The organism is Cysteiniphilum marinum (genome assembly GCF_014857925.1).
In the GTDB taxonomy this organism is placed as follows: Bacteria; Pseudomonadota; Gammaproteobacteria; order Francisellales; family Francisellaceae; genus Caedibacter; species Caedibacter marinus.
Map to the genome: position 1 here is coordinate 13,013 of NZ_JACYVZ010000025.1, position 24,972 is coordinate 37,984.

The following is a 24,972-nucleotide window of genomic DNA, read 5'->3' on the forward strand; positions in this document are numbered from 1 at the left end:
ATAAGGGAAAATAGGATAGGTCTTTATGGACGATCACAAAAAAGAAGTTGTTAGTGTTAAAATTATTGGGAGAGATAAGTCGCTACTGCAAAGCATAGTTCATTGGATGAATATAATGGCATTATCTATGGTGGCTTTATCTTTTGTTATATATTCTGCTTATGGAATTAAGCATAATATATCGTTAGATGTTAGCTCTATTGGGATGTTAATTGCTGGAATATTTATAGTTTTCACTATATTTGCATCAATATTTTCAACGTATGTGTGGATTAGTTACTTAACGATTCAAATATATGGTTTTTTTAACTTATTTAAACGGCTGCGTGATTTTATATTTTTTATATTGTTTTTAACAATTCTAGATATTTTGTTAAACATTGTATATTATAAGATTGCTTTTCATCAGATAGCCTTGCTATTACTTATGGCATCAATAATTATATTAAGTGCGGTATTATGTGGTTCGGTGTTTTTTTTACTTTACGACAACTTAAGAGCGGTTGATTTTCATATTAGATATAAAGAAAAATTAAATGAATTAAAAATAAAATTTTTCCTATATAAAGTAATCAAAGAAGAAGATAAATTAGTTTTAACCATGTTTTTGATTTTTTCTCTTTCATTAGTATGTATTGGAATTATTTTTTTCAGCTTGAAAAAATCTGAAGCAGTTGATTCAGATTTTGTGGTCGGGATTATAATTATCTTGTCTATGGTTTTTCTTTTGCATCTTGAAATGTATTTTTTAGGGAAAAGAACCAACTTCTTGTATAAAAGTACATTTTATTTTTTCCTTTTTTGTGCAATACCAGTTGCTCTTTATTTTGCTTCAGATATCTATGCCGAAGTTAGTAATATTAAAATAAAAGAAGCCACTGTAATTACATCTAAGGATAAAATATATAAAAATGCTATTGTGTTAAATTACCAAACCTCTCCGCTGCCAGTAAATTGCAAAGGTAATTTAATACATCTTAATAATGTTGAAATGATAATTAAAAATAATCCAAATATACTGGAAGTAATCAGTGAGCTAAACATAGATAGCCCTGTATATATTGAATGCTGAATTTGCAAATAACGCGCTAACTTTTCTTTCTCTGTTGTTAAGAAGGTCTATAGCGATGGATATTATTATTATTTTACAATGTGTTTCGTTTATAATGATCAGTATAACTCTTTGTATTAATTTGTACGAGGGAGTCATTAATAAAAAAGCTTTTTTTATATATTATATTTTTTTCTTTATTAACTGGGCTTTACTAACTGGTTTTCTATATTTTTTCTGCGACCTTAGATGGTGAGTTTAATACATATGCGCGCGTTATATCGATGATTTAAATGTATAAAAACTCAAATAATATTGCTTGATATAACAAAGAAAAACAATTTTAAAAACATGATAAAGTTGATTTTTTAAAATCATTATATACCTATTATTTCTAGCGAAAAAATCACGTTGAGTATTTATTTTAGATCCCAATAAAAAGTATTGGATATTGGAAAAAACCTTTAAGAATAAGTGATAGTTTTAACTTAAATTCATTTATTTTTATTAAAAATAAAGAGAGGAGCTATGAGAGAAAATAATTTCTACGATGAATCCGTCAATGGGATTCACAGAACAATCGATCATTCAATGAGTGATATACAGCGTTTTGCAGATAATGTCATCGATGACCCATTTAAACCCATTACAATCAGTCATGATTTGATGGGGTATTATCGACATCGGAATTTGCGAAAAGCTAGTAATCGTAAACAAGAGTAAAAAGGTAAAAAAGGTAAAAAAGGTAAATAGTAAAAAAGTGCTTAAAATATAAGGAGCATCTATTGTGAAAGATGGTAAAAAGTCTTTAAGCTCGCGGTTAATCAGGGGGCTTTTTTATGGGTATAAATGGGAGCAAAAACCTGCTGCTGTTTTTTTTATTTTAGTGGTGTTGGGCTTGATGTTTTTAAGCTTAAATAGGTTCTTGCCGAAAGTGTCATTTTTGGGATTATTTTTCCCTGCTATTGTGATGGTGCTTATTTTGGTTTTTTTGGTAGGTGGCTATTTTGGTTTAAAGTGGTTTGTTCATTCTTATTATCGCAAAACTGGGAACAATCCAGTGTCACACATACCGCAACTGCTTAAATCATTAAAACGATTTAACAAGGTGCAGTTTTGGTTTGTTGTGTTAGCGATTGTGCTGTTATTTTCGATGTTTAAACCATCGCAAGCGGCATATTTGCTTAATGCACATACGGTAAATCAAAAGCAATCTTTGATTGTGTATGATCTACAAAGTGGTTGGGTGATTAAGCCAAGCTTTAATCTATCTTTTCCCAAAGCAACTATTAGCGGATATGACAAACAAACTGGCTATTATGGTTTTGGCTTAAGTGGCGGTTATCAGTATGCCTTAAATGCCAAGCATAGTATCAGTGCCTTGTTAGGATATAATCAAAATAGCAAAAGTACGTTTTCTAACGCACAAGGGCAATTTTCAGCGTCACTGCATGATGTTAATTTGTTGGCACAATACCAGTATCGTGTGCTACCTAATATTTCATTAGGTGTAAATGGTGGTATTGCTTTTGTTTTTGGTTTTAATGATGGGGCGATTGATAATTTTTATCGTGGTTTCTCGCCAGTATTCGGTGGGTCTATCGGTTATCAATTAAGTGAATCAATGCTGATTGATTTGGGTTACGCTTATTATTTTGGCAAATCAGCCAGTGACGCTTATTCATCTAAAAATGTCAACCCAAGTATAAGCCGTTTAGCGTTAGGGGTGAGTTATGTATTTTAAGCGATGGTTTAAGATAAGAAGCACCAAGGCATTAGTTTTTGGTGTTTTTGGTGCTTGCTTAATGGCATTGACTAGTCTAACAGGTTGTACACACAAAGGGGTCACAGTGACAAGTTTTGAACAGGTCAAGGTTGCCGATGTTTCCAGTGTTCAAGAAGAAGTAAATCACGCACAAAATTACGTCTATCAATAGCGTTTTTTTTAAGTTTTTAACTATCTCAAACTCTTAATATCTTAACATCTTAACCTTTTCATTTTCACACGATCTCATTCAAGAGGTTCAAACATCACGTTGAACATTTAGGCAATTGCTTTTGATCAACAAAGCTTTAGATCAAACGCAATAAAAAAGAAATAAACAAATAACATATAGATAAAAAACAAGGATAACGTATGACTACTTTAGTTCAAACATTCAAAGATAATCAGATTTTAGATAAGGTGTTGTCGATTGTAGCTATTTTTGCAGTGGTGGCATTGCTGTTTTTAATAAGCGTTGGCACTTCTTTTGCAATGGACGCAGACGGTCTTAAAACAGCCGTTGATGATCATTTGGGGGCTGATTCATTTGCCCAAAAGTTGATAGGGGGGATTGCGCTGATTGTGGGTATCATTATACTTTTTACAGGTAACATAAAAATGGGTGTCACAATTATTTTCGTAACCGCCGTTATTTTCCTTGTCTACAACTCAGGGCTTATTTTCTAGTTTTTGATTTTTCACTTTTTTACACTTTTACATTTTTACTTATGAGGATTTTTCATGTCTACAGATAATATGGATTACGGGCGGGTCTCAAAGTTTCTGAATAAGCCAAAACTAGTTTTAGGCTGCACGTATGATGAAGCCATACCCGCTATGGTGGTTGCTGTGATTGGTGTTTTAACGGCTAATCTTGCGATCATGTTAATTATTGCTGCGGGTTGGATAATGGGGTTGAAGTTAATTAAGCGATACCGCACCCCTGCCTATTTAATGGTGTGTTGCTATTGGTTTTTAGGTAAATCGATTTCAAAGGCGGTATTTCCTAGAACGCTAGACGCATCTAAGCGTTTCTGGCTTTTTTAGCTTTTTTAGATTTTTAACTTTTTAGCTTTTTGGGTTTGTAATTATTTAATTTTACTTTTGCACTTTTTTACATTTTCACCTTCTTATTTTTTTTACTTTTCATTATTTAGTACCACAACAGAGGTTATTTTTTATGGATTTTTCACATCACAAGCTCGCTCAAAGTGTCGGGCAATATGTTAATCGATGGCTTAAATGGGGCTGTATTTTAATGTCGCTATCGGTGTTGGTGTTATCGGTTATGTTGTATCAAGCGTTACAGCATCAACGTACGATTTTAGTGCCGCCAGTGATGGCGCAAAAGATGAGTATTAGCATGGTGAATCCCGATGAATCATACTTGATTCAGCACGGTTTATTTTTACTGGGATTGAAGCTTAATATCTCCCCCAATAATGTCGATCAAAATCACCGTATTTTAAAAACATATATCACTTCATCAGCGTATGGTGAGTTAAACAATTTGCTTGAAGCAGAAGCAAAGACAATCAAGAAAGATCAGATTTCATCAGTATTTTATCCCGCTGATCAAGTGGTCGATTTAAGAACATTGAAGCTCAAAATCTCGGGTATTTTAGAAAAGCGAGTAGGTAAGCGGTTAGTGTCTGACAATAAGCATGATTTTGTACTTGAGTTTGCCTATAACAATGGGGCTTTGCAAATCAAGAATGTCTATGAAGTTAAAGATAGTAAGGGAGCGAAAGCAAAATGATTGGTAATTTTAAAAATAGAAAGAGTATGAAAAAAGCCACGGTGTTATTGTCGCTTATCTTGGGTGCTAGCAGTGTTAATTTGAGTTATAGCGATACGCTATCACTGCCAAGCAATGCTGATAATTCAAATGCTAAAAATGAATCATACGCTTTGTCGCATGATGACATTGAGGTCTTACGTGAGATATTTGCAACAGACAAAGATACAGCTCATATTTTTAATGAAGAAGATAGTAACGTATTAGAAAGTGATTCAGTCACTGATTATGTTGAATATGACGATTTCAACAATTTTAATGATGTTGAATCTGTTGAATCAGTTGAATCAGTTGAATCAGTTGAAGATATTGAAGCCGTTGATTTGTACCATGATGCAGACAATGAACAATCACAAGTTGGTTGTATGGTTGATGATGGGGGAGCTTTATCCGAAGCGTGTACCATTGACGCTGATACATTCAGCAAAAGGCTCAATGATGCTTTTTCAAATGCGGGGAATGATCAGGTTGAATTAAATGTTAATGACTATGACCAAGAGGGAAGCGGTGAGGAATCGCTGCTGCCATACACACAAAACATGCAACAACAAACAACGGAAAAGGAACAGTATTCCTCACCACAAATGAAACAGTCATACTCATTGACAGGCACTATAAAGGACAATGACGCTGATCAGCAAGTGTTGACAGCAAAATCTGCTGCTTTACATTCACCGTCACCGAGTCTATCGACTTCTTCTGTTTCTTCTGCTTCTTCTGCTTCTTCTATTTCTAGCTCCTCGGGTCATTCAGCGATTAAAAAATCCCCTGAGATTATCGAGTTCCAAAATAATGAAACGATCAGCTTAAAGCTATCAGCCACCGATGCGAATCGTATATATGTTGAGCATGACCGTATTACGGACGTTTCTTGTCCGCAAGGGTTTTGTATTTTGAATGAGTACAACTTGAATGAGCAAGGCGATGTATTATTAACTTTAGGTAGTGTGGCACGTATGAGTAGCGCGTTTACTTTTTATGTATCGACTGAATCGGGGCGACAGTTTTCCGTGTTAGCAATGCCTGAGCGCAATCGAGGTAAAACCTATGGCTTAAAGCCGTTAGGTGGTGTGTCTGCTAAAGCGGATAGCTTCGAGAAAAGTGTGCCATTTAATCAGTTGGTGGTGCGGGTGATTAAATCGATGATCAATTACAGCGAAACAGGGCGCATGGAAGATTTACCCGAAGGCTACAGTGTTTCACTGGTTGATGATGACATTGAATCAGTAAAGGCACGTGAAGCGTTAGGCAAAGGCTTTAGTTTAACGCCTCGCCAATTATTTCATGGTGCCACATTATATGGGGTGGTGTATGTCGTTGAAAACCATAACAAACATGCGATTGATTTACACGCTAAAGCCTTTTACAAGAAAGGTATGCTTGGTGTTGCGTTATCACAAGATCGTTTAGCGTCTGGTGAAAAGGCATTTGTCTATAGCTTATTCCAACAAGGGGGCAATCATGTTTTTTAAGCGATTTAATCTGTGGCGTAAGCTTTTTGCTGATAAAGCCAAGCCTAATTCTCGAGAGGTTGGTGAGAGTAAAGAGAGTAAAGAGAGTGAAGTAAAGCAAGAAAACGAATATAGCAAAGAAACATTAAACACAACAGCGCATGATGCGGTTGATCAAGATACCTTTAACCCGAACAATGATCGGGTCAAGCAAATTGCGACAAGTGTTCTGATTGTGGCAGTGATCGGTTTAGCGGTATGGGTTTTTATGAGTTTGTTTGCTAGTAGCCCCAAAAGTGGCAAAAGCAAAAAGCTATCGAATCAATCAAGTAGTGAATTATCGAATTTTGCCAAAGTCAAAGATGCCACCTTTACAGAAGAAGATAACAAATCCGCTTTAACTGACCAACAGCGACAAATTGATGAATTTAAACGACTGCTAGCCAAGCAGGATAAGACACTAGAGACACTGCAAGATAAGCTAGGCAAACAAGATGATGCCTTAAAAAAAGAACGTGAGCGCACACAAAAGTTGATCAAGACGCAGCATGAGCAAACAAAGGCACTGATTGCGTCAAGTGAAAAGGCGACACAATCAAATAAAAAAGCGCAAGATGATGCAAAGGCGGTTTCAAATCAGCCGATAGGTCAACCGCTATCAGGTGGTAATCAATTTGCGTTAGGCATTAATCATGGGGTGCAAGGTGGTTTTGAACAAACGCCTGTCTATCCTACGGTAAGCTTTAGCGCACGTAAAAAGCCAGTTGAAATTGAAAAGTACAAACGCACACATAAGAATTACGTGCCAACGGGTTCATTTTGTAAAGCCATTGTTTTAGGTGGTGCTGACGCACAAGCGGGTGTTGATGCTCAAAGTGATAGCTCGCCTATGGTCTTTAAGCTGACGGATAATTGTTATTTGCCTAATGGCAAGCGTGGAAGCTTAAAGGGTGCATTTATAACCGCCAGTGTTTATGGTCGCATTTCATCTGAGCGTGGCATGGTGAGATTAGAAAGTTTATCTTACATTCGCCAAGATGGGAGTATTTTAGATATATCGGTCGAGGGTACTGCCTTTGATGTTGGTGGTAAGAATGGGATTCGTGGGATTCCTGTCATGCGTAACGATAAGGTTATTATGAGTGCGGGGCTTTCAGGGATACTCTCGGGATTTGGTGATTCAGCGCAAGCTTATTCACAAACGCAATCGGTATCACCTTTAGGGTCAACCACCACAATTGATGCGTCTAAGATATTACCTAATGCGTTAGGAGCGGGTGCCTCTACTGCCTTTGGTGAGATCAGCAAATACTATATTGAGTTAGCGAAACAATATTCGCCAGTGATTCAGTTAAACGCGGGAGCTGAGGTTGATATTGTCTTTTTGAAAGGCTTTCCGTTACTTGATGAAAAGAAGATCAAGCAATATGAAGATCGGATAGATCGAGAGCGTAGAATTGCAAAGGACAAAAACAATAAAAACAATCCATCACAACTCCAAGATGTAGAGATGTTGCAGAATATGCAAAATATGCAAAATATGCAAACAGCGTCCATGAATCAAAAAGCTTACTATAACCCGCTTATGGCTCAGATTCCCAAGCCGACAAATCTGACAAATCAAGCAGTCAATGAAGATGCCGATGGGTTGCCATTGGGTCAATCACGTTGATTGTTAATCAAGAAAATAATTTAAAAACAATTAAAAACAATTAAAACAAGGATAGGCTTATGCTTTTTTTAAATTCTTTAAAATCTCTCTTGAATGGGTGTAGCCGCTTCAAACTCACCTACGCTTTTATGGGTCTATGTGCTTTGCTCACATCAGGCTGCTCAACCTTTAATAGTGGCTTTGAGTGTGACAAGGTTGGTGGCGTTAAGGGCTGTATTTCAATGAGTGAGGTTCACGAGCAATCACAATTTGGCAATACTGGGTCATTTGTTGCTGATAAAAAAGGTAAAAATGACAAAAAAGGTAATGCAGCTCATGCTGTCATCACACATCAAACGACATCATTGGTAAATAACACACTCGGCACGCCAGTAAGCAGTCCTTTAGTGGGGCAGCCAGTGAGAAAGGGTGAGAAAATCCAAAAGATCACATTGTTTGATTATGTTGATGGTGATGGCAATTATCACGAGCCAAGCATTGTTTATACGATTTTAAAAGGGTCACAGTGGATTAATCACTCAGTTTCAGCCGTTCAAAGTATGGGGGTCGAATAATGGATTCATTTAAAATATTTAACCTACTCAAGCAGTATGCCAAACCCAAAGGGGTGGGGCATTTTCATCATCTGTTACCGCTTCGCTATTTCAATCCCAATACTGAGATTTTTCACAATCAATATGCTTATACAACGTTTTTACGAACAGCAAAACGCAATGGCTTTGGTTGCGGGTTTAAATTAGAGCCAATGACAGGTACCTCTTTAGATTCACTCAAAACCTTAAATATGTTGATTTGTGATAAGTTACCGACAGGCAAAAAATGGTCGTATCAGTTTTGTTTGTCGGGTAATCGTAAACTTTTGCCACAAATTGAGATTAACCGCCAGATACACTCACAACGAGGGGGGCTGTATGCCAATCTTGCCCAATCACAAGCGGATTTGTTGACGAAAGCATTAATTGATGGGTTTTCGACAGGTTACGGCAAGCAAGCACGTTTTGATGTTAAAAACTATGAAGCGTATTTTTTTGCAAGCTGTATTGAGCCAGAAGATAGTGCGATGATTAAGGTAAAACATGCGGCTGAATCTGCTTTTAATACGATGCGTTTTGCGATGCGTCCGATGAATGCAGAAGATATGATTAGCTATGTGGGTGACATTATCAATCACAACCCTAAGATGTTGTCACCGCGTGAGGTGGTTCACAACCCGATAGATGAATTGCACAAACAAGTCATTAACCCAACCACTGAAATTAACCGTATTACGCCTAATTGGATTGACATTCATTATGAAGACGAAACATTACCCGTTTCAAAAAGGCTAACCCAAGGCAAGCAAACAACGCGGGTTGTTTGTTTAACCTTGAAGCGTTTGCCACAAAGCTTCATTGCAACACAAATCCCTGATTATTTAGCTTCGGTCAATCATTTAGGTTTAGCGTTGTCTTGTCCATTTTTGTGGAGTGTTAATTTTCAAATTGAATCACGCTTAAAGTCTGAAATGCAAGCGGCAAGTAAACTGAAAAACCTCAATAAAATTAAGCGTTTAGGTTTAGCAAATATGTTTCCGCAACTAGACGATGAGATACAAGACTATTTGGAAATTCAACATGGTTTAAATGATGATCGCTATCGGGTATGTAGTCTGTCGATGGATTTAATCCTTTACACCACGCCTCAAGATTATCAGCGTGATGTTGACGCTGCGATGAATCTTTTTCGTAAAGGGCTTGAATTGCAAGAAGCGCAATATATCCAAGGGCAGATTTTGCAATCGATATTACCCTTTAATTACGTAACGATGGCAGCAGATCGGCAAAAGTCGGGTACACAGCAACGTGTTAAATCAACCAATGTTGTCAACTTTGCCCCTTTAATTGCTGATTATAAGGGAGCTTATGATAAGGACACAGGCTTGCGTTATGGGTTGCCTACGATTACGGCACGCAATCAATTAGCGCATATTGATTTGTTCCACATGGGCATGGACTCTTTTTCACTGTCGATAGCAGGGGCTAAAGGCTCGGGTAAATCGGTATTTGCTCAAATGGTTTTAGAGCATATTGTTGCCAAAGGCGGTTATTGTTGGGCGTTAGATAAAGGGAAATCGCTAAAAAACATGGTGATCATGTCGGGTTCTAAACATATTGATGCCAGTACATTATTTTTAAATCCGTTTACGTTTTTAGATATTGATAAGATGAAAGCGGACAAGGACTTAATGAATGACCCTGAAATCAATGTTGATGCGATTTTCGCAAGTTCAATCAATATGATTGTTGATTTATATTACGCTATGGCAAACCCACAAGCGGATAATGTTCCTGCTTTTGAGGGTGCGCTTTTAATGCAAGCGATATTATCAGCGTATGGTAAACACAAAACGCAAACCCTAGTTGATCATGTTGTTTCAGCACTTGAGGTGATCGCTGAGGAAGATAGACAACGAAACAACAATGTAGTTGATCGACGCATTACTGATTTGATTATGCAATTGAGTAGTTATAAGTCAACCTCTGAAAGTAAAACCCATGCGGAATTATTTAACAAAGCGTCACAGCTTGACCCCGATGTGCCTTTTATTTGTATTGAAACGGAAAGTGTCGATGAAAAAATGATGAAGCCGATCATTATGGCATTAACCATTGACATTAATAATCGCATTATCAACTCAACCGATGGCAAGCCTAAAGCGTTTTTGATTGAAGAAGCACCACAGATTCTTAAGTTTAAATCAGACGCGTTAGAGAAAAAGCTATCGGAAGCAGCGGCGACATATCGTAAGAAAAACGCCTCGTTGATCATCGTAGCGCAACTTGTCTCTGAAATTAAAAAGAATCCGATACTTTCTGAGATTTACGATAAATCAGCTTACAAGATGGTCATGTTGCAAGACGAAAGTTTTGGGGCATTTGCCAAGCAAGACAAAGACAATCCTTTGTTTACAGATGACGAGATTAAAACGGTGCAGCGTTTTCGTCCGTCTGGTGAAGCATGGTTTTCATCGTTTTTGCTTAAAAAATATGATGGCAGTTCATCGGAGCATCGCTTTTTTCTTGACCCTTACACGAAGATATTAACCACGACTAAATTATCTGAAATGCAAAGGGTGCGCGATTACCAAAAGCAAGGATTAACTAAAGAGGAAGCGATAACGCAAGCGGTGAATGATTTTTATGGTGACGAGATGAAAGCACTGCAAGCATTCTCTGCACAATTAAAGGCAGATCAAGCGGCACTCAATCAACCCAATCAAGAGGTTTGAAGCAATGGAAGAAGTAGACGAGAAAAATATAAAAAATATAAAAAATATTGAAAATATAAAAGAGACGAAAAACCAAGAAAACCAAGAAATCGAAAAAAGCGAAAAAAGCGAAAAAAGCAAAATAAAAGGTAAAGCGCAAAGTAAACTTTTTTATTGGCTACTTATCATTATTGGCTTGGGTTTTTTGTGGTTTGTCATCTTTAACACATTCAGTGCGTCAAGTGCCTTTGAGCAAAACAAGGCGGTAGTGATGATAGATACCCAAAAGATCATACAACGCTATGCGAAAACCTTAGCGACAACATCTAATTTAAGCGATAGCGAGCGAGTCAATAAAGCCCGTTTGTTTTCACAACAGCTTATGCGTGCTAGTGATCGTTATGCACAAGTGAATAATGTGGTGATTTTGCAAAAAGGTGCGGTGATCAGTGGCGCGAATGATGTAAGCGATGAGGTGATTGCGTTGATTGGTGACGTGTAGAACAAAGTAAAAAAAGAAAAAAATATTGATCGAGGTACTTTATGATGATTGCGCTTATTCGCCTTATTGCCAAAAAACTTAACACATTAGCGGTGTTTACGTGTCTGTCACTCCCTTTAAGCTTAGGTATTATCAGCCTAAGTCACGCTAAAGACTTAGGCTTTTATGGCGAAACCTTTTCAATCACTGAAACTAATCTTTTAGATTTAATTCAAAAGCGGTTATTAGCGATGGAAGCCAGTGGTGAATTAGCGCAATGGGAGCATGATGTTAAGGAGCGGGTGAAGCAATCCATGCTACGCCCAAGCGGTTATCATTTAATGACCACCTCAACCCCTGATACGTTTTATCATGTGCCGTTGTTGGTATTGCAAGCCGATGTAACCGATATTGACGGCAAGCTACTTTACCCTAAAGGTACCACGGTCAACCCGCTAGATACTCGCACGTATCCTGATCACTTAAAGCCACTGTATCAAAAGCAACAGCCTTTTTATGATACAACATTGATTATGATTAATGGCGATGACGCAGATCAGTTAAGGTGGACTAAAGCAGCAGTTGATGTGTTGAAGCAACAAAACAAGAACGTCAAAGTGATTTTAATTAATGGCAATGTGCATGAATCCTCTAAGCTTTTGGGGCTTAATGTTCGTTTTGACTATGGGCGTTTTATTAGTAACTCATTAAAACTTAAAGCGGTGCCGAGTGTGATCACGCAAGATGATCACAACCCAACCCGCTTAAAGATTGTTGAGGTGGGAACGCATCAGTTGATGATAAAAGGGGGCAGTGATGGTGAGCATTGATAAAACAAAAGAAAAAGTAAAAGAAAAAGTAAAAGAAAAAGTAAAATACATTTATCGCCTGATTGGTACCTTATCAATCATACTGCCATTATGCTTGATGTTAGCAAACAAATCCTATGCTGCGGGCGGTTGCATGGGTCGTTTTGTCAACCCGATTACTGATATTTCATGGGCAAGTATTTTTCCAATGACGATAGGCGCAACGCCAGTTATTCCTAGTGCTTTAGGTTTGCCTGATACGTTAGATAATCCACCTATGCCAATAGCAATGTGTCCTATGCCACCGCCGATATTTTATCGCTTAGGTATGACAATAGGATTTTGGGAGCCACATTCTTTGGTGGATATAACGAGAATACCTTATTGCATGGTGAACATGGGTTTTCAAATGAGTTTAGGACTGAATCAACAACAAATAGGTGGACACTCTAACTCGATGGACGGCACAACAAACAGTGCTTTTTATCATGTGCATTGGTATAAGTATCCTGTAACCTATTTGTTAAATTTAATTGTCTCTATGGGTTGTGTTCAAGCTGAAAGTGTTGATTTGGCGTATTTAAGTGAGCTTGACCCATTATGGGACGATGATATGTTATCGTTTATTTTAAATCCTGAAGCCATCCTTTTTGGCAATCCGATTACGCAGCTTGCTTGTATTCCTGAATCGGTGGCAACCTCTACCAATATGAGCTTGCCTTTTGATGCGCTGTTTTGGTGTGCGGGTTCTCAAGGCTCGATGTACCCCTTAAATGGTGGTGTGAATTTCAGTTACTCGAATGTATCTAATGCGGTATTGATGACGGAAAAGATGAATTTCAAGTTGCACCGTCAAGGTATGCTTTGGGAAACTTCGGGGATATATCCTGCGATTTGCACATCGTTCCCAAGCCCGATATTGCCGAAGTCACGTTATCGCTACCAGTTTACGAATATTGTACCTGAGCCTTATATTTCGCACCCTTATGGCACAACTACGTTTTTATGGGAAGCGGGCAAAGATGGCTTAGTCAATAGTGGCAACTTTGGGATTTTAAACTTTAGAAAGCGCAATTGCGTTTACTTATAGTTAGGAGTATTAAAAAATGTTTAAAGAAACAATGGCAAAAGGTGGTTGTATAAAACCTTACTTGTCCTTATATTCGGGATTGTTTGGGTTAGTGGGATTAGCAGGATTGACGGCTTTGGGTGGGTATTCTTTGGCTTATGCTAATACACAAACGGTTAGCCAGTATGACGTGCAAGCCTTATATCAATCATCAATGGATAGGGCGCAATTATACCAACCGCAAGCGTTAAATTTGTTAGCACAAGGTAATGAACACGCTAAAGAACATGAGGCACATGCCAAGGCAATAGCGCAGTCTGGGATTGAAAAAGCCCAAGCCTTTATGCAACAAGCAATTGATCAATCAAGTGTTTTGTCAACCGAGTTTAAAGGCGTGATGGTTTTTGTATCATTCTCTATGCCCGATGAATTATTAAAGCTGATTATCAAGCAAGCTGATCAATTAGCAATTCCTGTTTTAGTACAAGGCTTTTATAAAGATGATTTTAGGGCAACGGTTAAGCGCATTGAACAGATTATTTTGCCCGATGGTTTAGATACTAAAAACCCGCCTAAAGGGGGCTTTAGTTTTGACCCAATGCGCTTTAAACAATATGGGATTGAGCAAGTACCGGCTTTTGTGGTGGCAAATCCTAAAGATGTTTGTAAAAGTGCCAAGATTGAGGATTGTATTGCTGATCAGTCAATGTTTGATGTAGTTTACGGTAATCTTTCGGTTAAAGATGGTATTAGCATTCTCTACAACAAAGGCAGTGATCAATTCAAGCCAGTATTAGCTGAGGTATTAGCGAAAGCGAAACCTTAGCTTATTTTAATGGCAATCAAGTTATCTGAGATTTACATAACAATAAACCTCAGATAAGTTGATCACATAAACCTCAGATAAGTTGATTATTCTTAATTAGCTTTAACATTTCCACTTTTCCCGCTTTCCCCATTTTCCCAACGTTGTACTTTTTTCAAAAGGATATAGCAAATATGTTTACCTATCGATTTAACCCATTATTAGCATTAAGTTGTGGCTTGATAAGCTTAACATTAAGCTATGCCAACACACAGCAAGCACAATTTGATCAAACCTTAGTTGATGTTCAGCATATCGCTCAAAATACGATAGACTCGGGCAAGCTGAATGATTTTAATGTCAATGATTTTGCCACTGGTGACATTCACAACGTGCCTGCAATGCAGTATTTAGATAATCCGCACTTGATGGATACCGACAAGCAAAATGCTTTTTTAAACAATGAAGATGCTCAGGCTTTAATGTTGGCAAACAACACAAATAAAGTCACCATTAACCCCAATGACCCGATCTATCAGCATGTGGTCGATATACAAAATAATGCCGATAAGATATTAAGCGATTCAGGCGATGAATACACGTGCCAAGAAGTATCAGGGTCTTGTGTTGACGAAACGGTGACACGAACATGTCAACAATCCAATTATCAAAACATAAACTGCATTCGCTATCCGCAGATTGATTTGATTGATAAAACGATTCCTGCGTATGATCAATCATTTAGTGGTACAGGTAAAACTGATTATCGGCATGAGCCATACCATGCAGGGGCTTCTTTTAGTTATCCTTATACTGGAAAACTCAAATCATTAACGATCACTGCAACAGCGACAGGCACTTATGGTGGCGGTTGGTTTGGTCATTACTGGATAAACATAAGCCCAATTGTTAATAGGATTGATACCAGATTATACCAACAAAGCATCACCTATACTTTCAATAACTTAGATATATGGGTGACACAAGGGCAAAAAAGCAGTTTTTATGCCGATGGTCGGGAATATGCAACGGTTCCCGATGTTGTAATCAATTTTACTGGGGTGATTGAAATTCCCCCACGCATTGAAAAAGAAGCACAAATAACATGGAAAGATACTTGTAACAATGTCAATGGCAGTGCGTGTGTGAAAACCTATGAAGCTTGTACTGAGCAAGGGGGCATTAAAAATATTGGTGGCGTTGAGGTGAATTTGCCTTGTTGGCAGTATGCCTTAAGTTATAAATGTGGCTATAACGTTTTAAATACATGCCAAGCATTTGAAAATAAGTGCAGTTTGGTTGATCAGCGGTGTATTGAGGAAGATGGCGGTTTTTGTTTAACACATGAAAAAACGTACCAATGCACCGAACAAAGCTGTGAAAATGTTGATTTAGTTTGTGGCAATCCTAATAGCATTACGTTCACCCAAGAAATAACAAGCGGTAACAAAGGGGATTTCTTACATGCTGTTGCAGCCTTTGCAGGGGTTAATGAAGCGGCAAGTGATGTTAAAGATTCACAAGATCAGATCAATATATTTAAAGGTAAATCGGCTAACTGTGGCGAGGCTGCGTTAGGCGTTTATGATTGCTGCGATGGTGATGGTAATATCATTCGCAATTGTTCTGAGAGTGAGCAAGCCTTGCGTGAGGATAGAAACAAGGGCAAGGCAATTTATGCGGGTCGCTATTGTGGCAAGAAAGTTGCAGGGGTTTGCTTGGTTCATCACCAAAGCTTTTGTGTTTATGATTCTAAGCTAACCCGCATTATTCATGAGCAAGGGCGAATAGGGCAATTAGGTATTGGTTTAGGTGACGCAAAGCACCCTAATTGTTCGGGCATGACACCTGAACAGTTGCAAGCGATTAATTTTGACAAGATCAACTTTGAGGAAGTCTATGCTGAGATTGAAGCAGCAGCAACTTTGCCTACTGACGCTTTAGCCAATGCCTTAAGTGGCAAGTTTGGCTCGGGTAATGCGTTGCCTGAAATTAACAAACAACAAGGCAATTCATTACCGAGTCGATAGTAAAGATCAAAAAATCAAAATATAAAAATATCAGAAAAATAAACTTAAAGGATAAGGAAAAGTATGCGCCCATTATTGAGTATGCTTTCACTAGCATTCATTCCATTTATTCCATTCATTCCATTTACTCTATTATTTACACTTTTAACCTTTTCACTACCGCAAACAAGCCTTGCTGCGACTTATAAAGCCCAAGGTTGGCAATGGTACAGTGTCACGATTGAGGAAGATGAGGACGAAGAGATAGAGGAAAATAACCAGTTAAAGCCAATGGTGACAACAACAGAAGCACCGATCATGATGAGTTACAAAGATCAGCTTAAAGATTTTCAAGCACATTATGAGGAAGCTCAAGCAAAAGCGATAATTACCCGCTCAAAAGAAGATGTCGAGTATGCTATGCGCTTGCATAACTTTATGATTAATTCCTCGAAACAATATGGGGTTGCTTTTCAGAAAGTCTTGCTCGAGTCACCTGATTTGTCGCATCAAGTGGTATTCCCAACACAAGACAGTGCCAGAATGATCAGTAAAGCCGTTGATTCCAAGCGCAGAAAATCGGCGATTGCTGAATATGCCAAGTCGTATGGTTTGTTTTTCTTTTATAAAGGGGAAGATGTTTACGCTCAAGGCATGGCGGATTCAACACAATCCTTTGCAGATACTTACAATATTAGCTTGGTAGGTGTACCTGTTGATGGCAAGGGGTTAAAAAGTATTCATGTTAATTTGCCTGAGAGTGGGCAAATAAAACAATGGGGTGTTAAAGCGTTGCCCGCATTGTTTTTGTATCACCGAGAAACACAGCAAGTTCAGCCATTTCATTATGGGTTTATTTCAGAAAACCAGATTGAAGAACAGTTTTTAAAACTTGCCACAGATTTTTATCAGAAGCCATTGGCGGGAGATGTTACGCATGAAGTCGAGTAAAACTTTTTCTACTTTTTTTACTTCTTTTACTTTTTTTACCTTTTTCGCATTATTTGCACTACTAACAACGGCAAATAAAGCAACCGCCTCACTGTCTGAACGCATGATTGCCGAGCAAGTCCTTATATCGGTAAAAGCCATTGAAACGGAAACTGACAAGAAAAATACTGATCATGATTATGTCGATAACGAAGCGTATTTTGGTGCTTTAACGCAACCGATAGCGGTAAATAATCAAGGGGCAAAGGGTAAAAATGATAATAAAGACAATGAAGATAAGATAGGTAAAAAAGATAAAAAAGATAAAAAAAGTAAAAAAGGTATAAAACATAAAGAATACAACAACGCCAATAGTGAGCAGGATAATCACGCCATTGTATTCTTTATGAGTGGGTCTTGTGGCTATTGCCACAAGCTCTCCCCCTTGGTAAAGCAACTTGCCGATGAGTTCAATCTTGAGGTATACCCTTTTAGCTTCGATGCTCAAGGTACGCCAGAGTATCCTAATGTCATGCCTGTTGTTGCCAATCAGTCACGACAATATTGTGATCAATTTGATTCATCATTTAAAAACTCATGCCAATTGGCACAAAGAATATACCGAACATATTACGGTGATGCGAGTCCTTTTACACCAGTTTTGTTTTTACAGAACACGGAAAACATGCGTTTTGAGCTACTGGCACGAGGATATGAGAGTGTTGATGTGCTGACTAACAAACTGCGTCAACGATTGAGTGATTGAGGCATTTAAGCGGTTTGCAACGGAAAATAGCGAAGTGAAAAGTGAAAAAAAGCAAAAAATAAAGAATTAAAAAAATAGAAAAATAAAAAAGAGGTAAATATGTTGTTTAAGCAGATGCGGGAAAAGCAAAAAAAGCGAAACACGCCACGCACACTATATGTAGTGAGTTCTTTACTCTTGATCGGTATGTCATCGCTAATAATCCCTAATATGTCCTTAGCAAGTATGTCGAGTGATATGCAAAACTTCTTTAACAAATCAGGTTTTGCAGCCAATATCACCAGTGCTAAAGCGGTTATGGGTCAAGAGGCAGGTCATTTAAGCGGTGGTTCTGGGTTTGTTAGGACTGGCAATAAGCATATTCAGTTGTTAAACGTACAAGCACCTAATCTTAAATTTGGTTGTGGCACGATTGACTGGGTGACGGGTGGACTTGGGTTTGTTTCAGGTAAAGAGTTGACTGAGATGGGTCAGGCAATTATGAAAAATGCAGTGCCCTATGCGATAGATTTGGCACTAACAACATGGGCACCAACGGTTAAATCAACCATGGCAGATTTAAGGAAGCTTGCTGCTGATCTTAATGCGATGAATGTCGGTTCATGTGCATTGGCTGAAAGTGCGGTTAATGGCATTAAAGGATGGTTTGAGTCTAAAAACTCAAAAGAGTTTGTCTGTAAAAGCTTCGGTACTACGGCTAATAAATTTAGCACATGGCTTGAGAGTGAGGACTTTTGTAAACGCCCCGATGTTGCTGTCCAAAAGAACGAGGAAGCAAAAAAAGATCCAAGCCTTGCCGATGTGGTTAAACAGAATCGCAATTTGGTATGGTACTTTTTAATGAAAGATGCGTTTTTGAAAAGCAATACCGAAGTGGCACAATATGTTATGAGCTTAACAGGGACATTGATCAATATTGCGGAAAATGACCAGATCAAGCTGAAAAAATTAGAGCCTTTAATCGTTGATGAAAAAAGCGCGGGCTTTGATTTGATGCTGCATGGGAAACCACAAGACGGCAAAAAACAAGAAGTTAAAATTTACAAGTGTGACGATTTAGCCCAAGAAGCGTGTAAAGCACCAACGATTCAAGACTTAGTTATTGCAGATACCGCAGCCTTAGTGCCAAAGTTGACAACGATGCTTCAATCAATGGGTGAAAAATTAGTGACTGATAAGAGCTTAACGCCTGCTGAACAAGGCATTGTTAATGCCGTTAATTTTCCTATCTTGCAGATTATCAAAACTGAGATTATGGCGGGTTGGACACCTGAGTATTATGCTTATGCTGAAATTTTAGCTCGCATTTTATTGTCTGAGTACATTAGTCAAATCATCAGTGTGGCACGTACCGCTTTACGTCAAAATGACTTGGGCGACGATAACGATCTGCAATGGTTAATGGATAACTTAAACAGAGCGCAACGCAATGTGATTTTACAAATCAATGACACTGCTTATAAAAACTTGCGTCAAAAATCCGATTTGGTTTTGCGTTCACTTCAAGTTGAAAATATTGTGATTGGGGATATGAGCGTATCAACACAAATGAATATGTTTTATGGGAAGACGTTATAGTGATTGTGTCCTATAGGTTATTCGCCCTTTAAATCTTAAATTTTCACAATTTTAAATCTTTTTAAATCTTTAATTTTGGAGTGCATCGATGGATGATATTATTTACGTCACCTCGCAAGGTGAGGTATTTCAAGCAGCATTTAATGCGATTGCCGCTTACTTTAATTCAGAAGCGTCAAATACCTTAATATGGGCTACAGGCATGATTGGCATGTTTGCCGTTGTCTGTAAGTTTTTAATGAAAAGCGATCTTAAAATGATTCTTTGGTGGGTCGGTTGTTATACTTTTATGTCATTGTTTTTGATAGAGGGGAAAACCGATGTTTTTATTTATGATACAACTCGCCCAATGGGAAATATCGTTGCTGTCGATAATGTGCCTAACGGATTAGCCTTGCCCGCTTCGTGGGTGACTGGGGTATCTCGTTATGTCACTGAAACGGTTACCGATATTATGCACGCCCCGAATGATAAAACCTACGAAAAAACAGGTATGGTATGGGGTGCTACGATCTTTCAGCAAATGAATGCGGCAAGAGTGAATACGGAATTGTTAGGCTATTGGTCGCGCTATCTTTACCAATGCGTATGGACGGATATAAAGGTGCGGAAAAAATACACCTTAGATGATTTAAGCAAACAACCCGATATATTAGCCTTTTTGAAAAAACAAGAGGAGCCAAGACGCGGTGACGGTGGTTATTTACGTGTCCATATTCCTAACGCAAACCCGAATGAAGCAGGGGCTGAGGATTTTCCACGTTGCGGGGTGGCGTTTGATTGGTTAGAAAATCAATTCAAAAAAGATTCCTTGTTAAGTTTTGCTAACATTCATAAATTCAATGCAAATGCGATGACAGATACCGTGGCTAAGATGCAGCAAAGTGTTCAAGATGTGTATAGTCACTTCTTTAACATGTCGGCAAGCTCGCAAAATATCATGATGCAAAACTTGGCAATTAATGCCATGCGTGATGGTTTTCAGAATATCGCTCAAAGTCGCAACCCTGCTGCTGCGTCTTTGAATTACGCGAAAACACAAAGTGAAATGTCGCGGACTTCATCTTGGATTTCAGCAGGAGTGATGGCGCAAGAGTACGTTCCGATGATTCATACAATCTTAATGTTGATTGTGTGCTGTGCATTTATTCCAGTGGTTTATATGTGCTTTTTCCCTGGCTATTTCTTTAGGATTATCGGCAAATATATCGGTAGTTTTATTTGGTTAGGTACATGGCCGTTGTTTTTTGTATTCATTAACTTTGTGATGACAACCATTATGTCGGTTCATTTAAGCATGCAAGAGGGTGGCTTAGGTGGTTTAACCTTATCTACGATTGACGGAGCCAGTGCATTAGCATGGCGATACACGGCATTAACAGGGTGGATGTTAATGTTTGTGCCGTATTTATCAAGAATGTTAGTGATGGGTGCGGGTTCGACGATGATGGGCGTTGCAACGAGCATGACCTCGCAATTGTCATCTGACGCTGAAAAGGGAGCTAGAGGATTAAGTGAGGGTAGTTTTGAGCTTGCTAATACAACCGTTGCACAGCATCAAATGAATAATGTTTCAGGTCATCAAACGCTTTTACAGCCGAATACAACTTACGGTGGCGCAAGAGAATCCTTGATGGCGGGCGGTTCAAGAATGCAAACACTTAATGGGGTGACGTATAATAATTCAGGGGTTGTTGATCAACAACCGTTTGAGTTAAGGAGTGGTCAAACGGTTTCTACTGGGTTGTCGCAGACGCAATCGATGTATGAAAAAATGGCGCAGTCCGATGCAATGGCATTTAATGAATCCTATCAAGCGGGTATTTCAGATATTAGTCAAGCAGGCACTAACCAAGCCTTAAAAGATTATATATCATCAAGCAATAGCACCAGTAAGACAGGGCAGTTGGCACAGGCGTATGCAACAGTGGCTGATATTCATAATCGATATAGTCAGGATCAGATTGCTAGTGGGGTTTCATCTCTCAACAGAGAGGTTGGAGCTGAGATAAAATACAATGGCGGTGTCATTGGAAAAGGTTTAAAAATGGTTGCTGGTCTTGATGGCAATGTTTACGCCAAGGGTAACCAATCATGGAGTGACAGTAAGACAAGTAATAACTCTGTCGGCATGACGGCTGATGATGCTAAATCCTACCGTGAAGCAATGGATACCATTAAAACAGTAACGCAATCAGATGCCGCAACTTTAGATAAAGCGATTGGCGTAGATCAAGGTAAGTCTTTGCAATCTAACTTTAATAAAGCTTTTGCTTATAGTGAGTCGGCACAAAGAAATAATGAATTAGCTAACCAAGCAGGCGAAGCGGCAAACTATGCTAAAAACAATGACTTTGGTTTTAGTCAAAACAAAATGCCAGACTTCAATAATTATATTCATTCTAACTATGCTGATCAGGCGGGCGCATGGCTCGGGGATATAAGCCGACAAAATGACCCGCAATTCAAGCAAGCACAAGCTGACTTTGTGCAAGCGAATAGTGATGTTTATTTAGATTGGTATCGAGAAAATGCAGCAAGCATTGATTCAAGAGCGCAAACTGAAATCAATAGCAATAATCAACGCTTTAATAACGGTAAAGATATTATCGATACCGAAAAAGAAGCGAATCATCGCCAAGTTGACAAAGAAAGCAGTATTAATCAAAGCAATCTTGAGTATGATATTCATCAAATACGAGGAGAAACAATGCAATCAACAATGAGTAATTATGAGCGGTTGAATCAGGCTACCTTAGCTGAAATGCGTAGATTAGGCTTAACAACTGATCAGCCACCAGTTATTGAACAGCCTAAGAATCCATTTGATCTTGAACGTCCTGATATGTCGGAGCTAAACAAAATCAATGAACAGGTACAGCAACACGGTGGTGAGGTATTAGCTGATCGAGATAATCGCGCAGATAATATAATCAAAAAAACGGGTGGAAATTTAAACCATCTGGAAAGAAATGACAGCGTTAAGTTGTTTAATCAAGAGGATTTAAACCAAAAGAATAAAGATGCAGCTATCGAAAATTCACAATTAGGTAAAGACGCATGGAGAAATTTATTTGGTGATAAAAAATAAAGTTACCATTTAAAATATTGTAAGGCTAGATTTTTAAATATAGGAACGCCTATTTTGAGAGTGGCATAAATATTTGCAAAAACGCCAGAGCATACACCTATAGTAAGGCTAATAAAAAACACTTTCATGTCCAAACTGTTTATAAAAAACAAGTGTATGAAAGCAAATAAAATCATTACTACAGAGGTTGCATACGCAAATAATGCAACTTGGAAACTTTGCTTCTGCTCAGCAGTAATCTCTATCTTATCCTCTTCTGCTTTAACCATCTTGACGGCAATTGGCTCGTTGGATTGTTTTTTTTCATCTTTGAAAATATCAATCATTTCTCTAGCCAAGTCAGGATTACTTTCAGCGATTTTTAGCAGTCTTTCTTTTTGATTATCGTTCATTGCTAACTTCCTTATTACTTATCATTTTTGCTTTCAGCAACTTAGCATAAATAAAGGATTCTGACAAGGAAAATCAAAACGTAACGCAAACCTTAAAATTAAATTCTCGACCCCAACTAAAAGGAAAAAAACACATGAAAAAATCACAACTCACCAAAGCAACCCTAAGCCTAACACTGGGAGCTACCTTGTTAAGTTTAAGTGGCTGTGCTGCGATAAGTACCAGTATTAAGCATCGCAATTTGGTCGTTAATTCTAAAATGTCCGACACTATTTTTCTTGACCCAGTAGCTGAAAGTGACAAAACCATTTACATTCAAGTAAGAAGTACACTTAGTGAGGATTTTAGCGGATTAAAAGAAAACTTAGCGCAAGACTTACAACGTAACGGTTGGCGTGTGGTGAATGACATTTCACAAGCAAGTGATATGGTGCAAATTAATGTGCTACAAATGGGGCAGGCTAAAAATGAAGCATCTGCTTGGAGTGCATTAAGTGGTGGTTTTGGTGCTGATATTGCCACAGGTGCCTTAGCAGGATTGGCAGCAGGATATGCGACAGGTTCACTGGGAGCTGGTCTTGGCGTTGGTGCTGCTGTTTCTGGTGTATCGTGGATTGCTAACTCGTTAGTTGAAAATGTCTATTACAGCATGATCACCGATGTTCAGGTATCGGTTAAAACCAAAGACGGACAAGTGACACAGACAACGCAATCGAATTTGTCACAAGGTACACAAAGTAACGTATCACAAACCTATAACCAAAAATCAGACTGGTTAAGGTATCGCACAAGGATTGTTTCAGTTGCTAATCAGGTTAATTTGAAATTTGAAGAAGCCACGCCAGAGTTACAGGCACAGATTGCGAAACAGGTTAGTGGGATTTTTGGGGTTTAGGGTTCGCTTTCAACAATATTTTTTTAACTAATATTAAGGGTTTTTAATATGATTATTTATCTTTTATCATCAGTCGTTGTCTTATTTTGTGCAATGTATTTGTGTTTTAATCCAAGTAAGACAACCGTTGAACACATAACCAATAGCACCAGTAGACGCAAAGCATTATTCGTTCATATTTTAGAACTCTGTTGTTCATTTTTAATGTATGGCGTTTTAATATATTTTACGACAATTGCTTTAATGTTATGTTCAACCTTGTTTTTAAAGGCATATTATATTTTTCTAGAGTTGAACTTAGCTAATTATGATTATGACGGTTTTATTGTCATTTCTGAACAGATTGCTTTAGTGATCACTTTGATTGTTCTTATTTTTAAGATCAGAACAATTGAATCCTTGGCAAATATAATGGCAAAGAAACGTGAAAAATCATTGTCACTTTTTGCTTTGTGTAAAAAGAACGGCTAAATGCAAATCATCAAAAATTTAAAATAAGTAATCGAATTGTAAGGGAGTTATAATGACAAATATATATCATATTTTATTGGGAATATCTGTTTTTGTTGTTTTTGGTCTGACCATAGCAGTGTATATTTTCTTATCATTGACAACACAACTGACCACTAAGGAACTCAATAGACTAGAAGCTAAAAACCGCCCTACATGGTTAGTGTGGTTTATGATTATTCCTTTTGTGTCGGTGGTCATACAATATTTTGCAATGATTAGACATATAGCAAAACCGATCAAAAAATATTGTGAAGTCAATACGCGTTTAGATTCAATTGTATTGCTGATATATGCTACTTTTGTTACGCATATTTTGGCTTTGATTCTTGCTGTATTGCCAGTAGAAGTTAAGCTTATTAATGAATTGGTTATTGCGCTATTGGCGTTTCAATTTATTGCTAATATTTTCTTAATCTTTAGGCTTAATAGAGGGTATAAGCTGCTTAAAACAATGTAACTCAAGTAATAGCTGAATAAAGAAAATTAAGCTTAAACCTCAAAAACCCTTGTCATCAAATGCGACAAGGTATATTTTCATTATGTTAATTTTAAAGGAGTTACCACATGACTAAGAAAACAGAAGTTAAAAATTATAATAAAGCGGAATTTGTGGCGTTAGTTGCAGAAAAAATGAACGCAACCAAGGATA

At 37.9% G+C, this 24,972-nt stretch carries 24 protein-coding genes; 23 read left to right on the forward strand and 1 reads right to left on the reverse strand.

Annotation, left to right across the window (positions count from 1 at the left end):
- Nucleotides 1–25: 25 nt before the first annotated feature.
- The 20 genes from IE867_RS10370 (at nt 26) to IE867_RS10460 (ending at nt 22,522) form a co-directional block, all read left to right on the forward strand.
- A complete protein-coding gene (locus IE867_RS10370; protein ID WP_192484657.1) occupies nt 26–1,072 on the forward strand; it encodes a hypothetical protein in 1,047 nt (348 codons plus the stop codon).
- Between the two features lie 570 nt (nt 1,073–1,642).
- Nucleotides 1,643–1,774 carry a hypothetical protein gene (locus IE867_RS14835; RefSeq protein WP_263971902.1) on the forward strand — a complete coding sequence of 44 codons (132 nt, stop codon included), beginning with the start codon at nt 1,643–1,645 and terminating at the stop codon, nt 1,772–1,774.
- 64 nt (nt 1,775–1,838) lie between these two features.
- Nucleotides 1,839–2,795, forward strand: coding sequence for an outer membrane protein (locus IE867_RS14905; protein WP_192484658.1), 957 nt, complete (start codon nt 1,839–1,841; stop codon nt 2,793–2,795).
- A complete protein-coding gene (locus IE867_RS10380) occupies nt 2,785–2,988 on the forward strand; it encodes a hypothetical protein (protein ID WP_192484659.1) in 204 nt (67 codons plus the stop codon). The genes IE867_RS14905 and IE867_RS10380 overlap by 11 nt, the downstream gene beginning before the upstream one ends.
- Before the next feature lie 200 nt (nt 2,989–3,188).
- Entirely contained in the window at nt 3,189–3,503 is a 315-nt protein-coding gene (locus IE867_RS10385; protein ID WP_192484660.1) for a hypothetical protein, read from the forward strand.
- A 54-nt stretch (nt 3,504–3,557) separates the two neighbouring features.
- Complete coding sequence (gene traL / locus IE867_RS10390) at nt 3,558–3,863, forward strand: type IV conjugative transfer system protein TraL (protein WP_192484661.1); 306 nt, start codon at nt 3,558–3,560, stop codon at nt 3,861–3,863.
- Between the two features lie 133 nt (nt 3,864–3,996).
- Nucleotides 3,997–4,575, forward strand: coding sequence for a type IV conjugative transfer system protein TraE (gene traE / locus IE867_RS10395; protein ID WP_192484662.1), 579 nt, complete (start codon nt 3,997–3,999; stop codon nt 4,573–4,575).
- Nucleotides 4,572–6,086, forward strand: a complete 1,515-nt coding sequence (gene traK / locus IE867_RS10400; protein WP_192484663.1) for a type-F conjugative transfer system secretin TraK — start codon at nt 4,572–4,574, stop codon at nt 6,084–6,086. The genes traE and traK overlap by 4 nt, the downstream gene beginning before the upstream one ends.
- Complete coding sequence (locus tag IE867_RS10405; protein WP_192484664.1) at nt 6,076–7,737, forward strand: TraB/VirB10 family protein; 1,662 nt, start codon at nt 6,076–6,078, stop codon at nt 7,735–7,737. The genes traK and IE867_RS10405 overlap by 11 nt, the downstream gene beginning before the upstream one ends.
- A 59-nt stretch (nt 7,738–7,796) precedes the next feature.
- The gene (gene traV, locus IE867_RS10410) at nt 7,797–8,291 is read left to right on the forward strand and encodes a type IV conjugative transfer system lipoprotein TraV (protein ID WP_192484665.1); all 495 of its coding nucleotides are present in this window, start codon (nt 7,797–7,799) and stop codon (nt 8,289–8,291) included.
- Entirely contained in the window at nt 8,291–11,005 is a 2,715-nt protein-coding gene (locus IE867_RS10415) for a TraC family protein (RefSeq protein ID WP_192484666.1), read from the forward strand. Before traV ends, IE867_RS10415 begins: the two co-directional genes overlap by 1 nt.
- A gap of 4 nt (nt 11,006–11,009) precedes the next feature.
- Nucleotides 11,010–11,486 carry a TrbI F-type domain-containing protein gene (locus IE867_RS10420; protein WP_192484667.1) on the forward strand — a complete coding sequence of 159 codons (477 nt, stop codon included), beginning with the start codon at nt 11,010–11,012 and terminating at the stop codon, nt 11,484–11,486.
- Nucleotides 11,487–11,527: 41 nt separating this feature from the next.
- Nucleotides 11,528–12,295 carry a hypothetical protein gene (locus IE867_RS10425; RefSeq protein WP_192484668.1) on the forward strand — a complete coding sequence of 256 codons (768 nt, stop codon included), beginning with the start codon at nt 11,528–11,530 and terminating at the stop codon, nt 12,293–12,295.
- Nucleotides 12,282–13,364 carry a conjugal transfer pilus assembly protein TraU gene (gene traU / locus IE867_RS10430; RefSeq protein WP_192484669.1) on the forward strand — a complete coding sequence of 361 codons (1,083 nt, stop codon included), beginning with the start codon at nt 12,282–12,284 and terminating at the stop codon, nt 13,362–13,364. Before IE867_RS10425 ends, traU begins: the two co-directional genes overlap by 14 nt.
- 16 nt (nt 13,365–13,380) lie before the next feature.
- Nucleotides 13,381–14,169, forward strand: a complete 789-nt coding sequence (gene trbC, locus IE867_RS10435; RefSeq protein ID WP_192484670.1) for a type-F conjugative transfer system pilin assembly protein TrbC — start codon at nt 13,381–13,383, stop codon at nt 14,167–14,169.
- A gap of 173 nt (nt 14,170–14,342) precedes the next feature.
- Nucleotides 14,343–16,178, forward strand: a complete 1,836-nt coding sequence (gene traN / locus IE867_RS10440; protein ID WP_192484671.1) for a conjugal transfer protein TraN — start codon at nt 14,343–14,345, stop codon at nt 16,176–16,178.
- Nucleotides 16,179–16,241: 63 nt separating this feature from the next.
- The gene (traF, locus tag IE867_RS10445) at nt 16,242–17,108 is read left to right on the forward strand and encodes a type-F conjugative transfer system pilin assembly protein TraF (RefSeq protein WP_192484672.1); all 867 of its coding nucleotides are present in this window, start codon (nt 16,242–16,244) and stop codon (nt 17,106–17,108) included.
- Nucleotides 17,095–17,853, forward strand: coding sequence for a conjugal transfer protein TraF (gene traF / locus IE867_RS10450; RefSeq protein WP_192484673.1), 759 nt, complete (start codon nt 17,095–17,097; stop codon nt 17,851–17,853). Before traF (IE867_RS10445) ends, traF (IE867_RS10450) begins: the two co-directional genes overlap by 14 nt.
- Nucleotides 17,854–17,952: 99 nt before the next feature.
- Complete coding sequence (locus IE867_RS10455) at nt 17,953–19,431, forward strand: conjugal transfer protein TraH (RefSeq protein ID WP_192484674.1); 1,479 nt, start codon at nt 17,953–17,955, stop codon at nt 19,429–19,431.
- 88 nt (nt 19,432–19,519) lie between these two features.
- The gene (locus IE867_RS10460) at nt 19,520–22,522 is read left to right on the forward strand and encodes a conjugal transfer protein TraG N-terminal domain-containing protein (RefSeq protein ID WP_192484675.1); all 3,003 of its coding nucleotides are present in this window, start codon (nt 19,520–19,522) and stop codon (nt 22,520–22,522) included.
- A 2-nt stretch (nt 22,523–22,524) separates the two neighbouring features.
- Here the strand turns inward: IE867_RS10460 and IE867_RS10465 are convergent, their stop codons facing one another.
- Nucleotides 22,525–22,914, reverse strand: a complete 390-nt coding sequence (locus tag IE867_RS10465) for a hypothetical protein (RefSeq protein WP_192484676.1) — start codon at nt 22,912–22,914, stop codon at nt 22,525–22,527.
- 134 nt (nt 22,915–23,048) lie between these two features.
- Here IE867_RS10465 and IE867_RS10470 point away from each other — a divergent pair, with 134 nt between their 5' ends.
- From IE867_RS10470 to IE867_RS10480, 3 genes are read left to right on the forward strand one after another with little or no spacing between them, the layout of a single operon-like run.
- Nucleotides 23,049–23,810 (forward strand): complement resistance protein TraT, encoded by a 762-nt coding sequence (locus IE867_RS10470; protein WP_192484677.1) that lies wholly within the window; start codon nt 23,049–23,051, stop codon nt 23,808–23,810.
- A 48-nt stretch (nt 23,811–23,858) separates the two neighbouring features.
- The gene (locus IE867_RS10475) at nt 23,859–24,281 is read left to right on the forward strand and encodes a hypothetical protein (RefSeq protein ID WP_192484678.1); all 423 of its coding nucleotides are present in this window, start codon (nt 23,859–23,861) and stop codon (nt 24,279–24,281) included.
- 52 nt (nt 24,282–24,333) lie between these two features.
- Nucleotides 24,334–24,780 (forward strand): hypothetical protein, encoded by a 447-nt coding sequence (locus tag IE867_RS10480; protein WP_192484679.1) that lies wholly within the window; start codon nt 24,334–24,336, stop codon nt 24,778–24,780.
- Nucleotides 24,781–24,972: the final 192 nt, after the last annotated feature.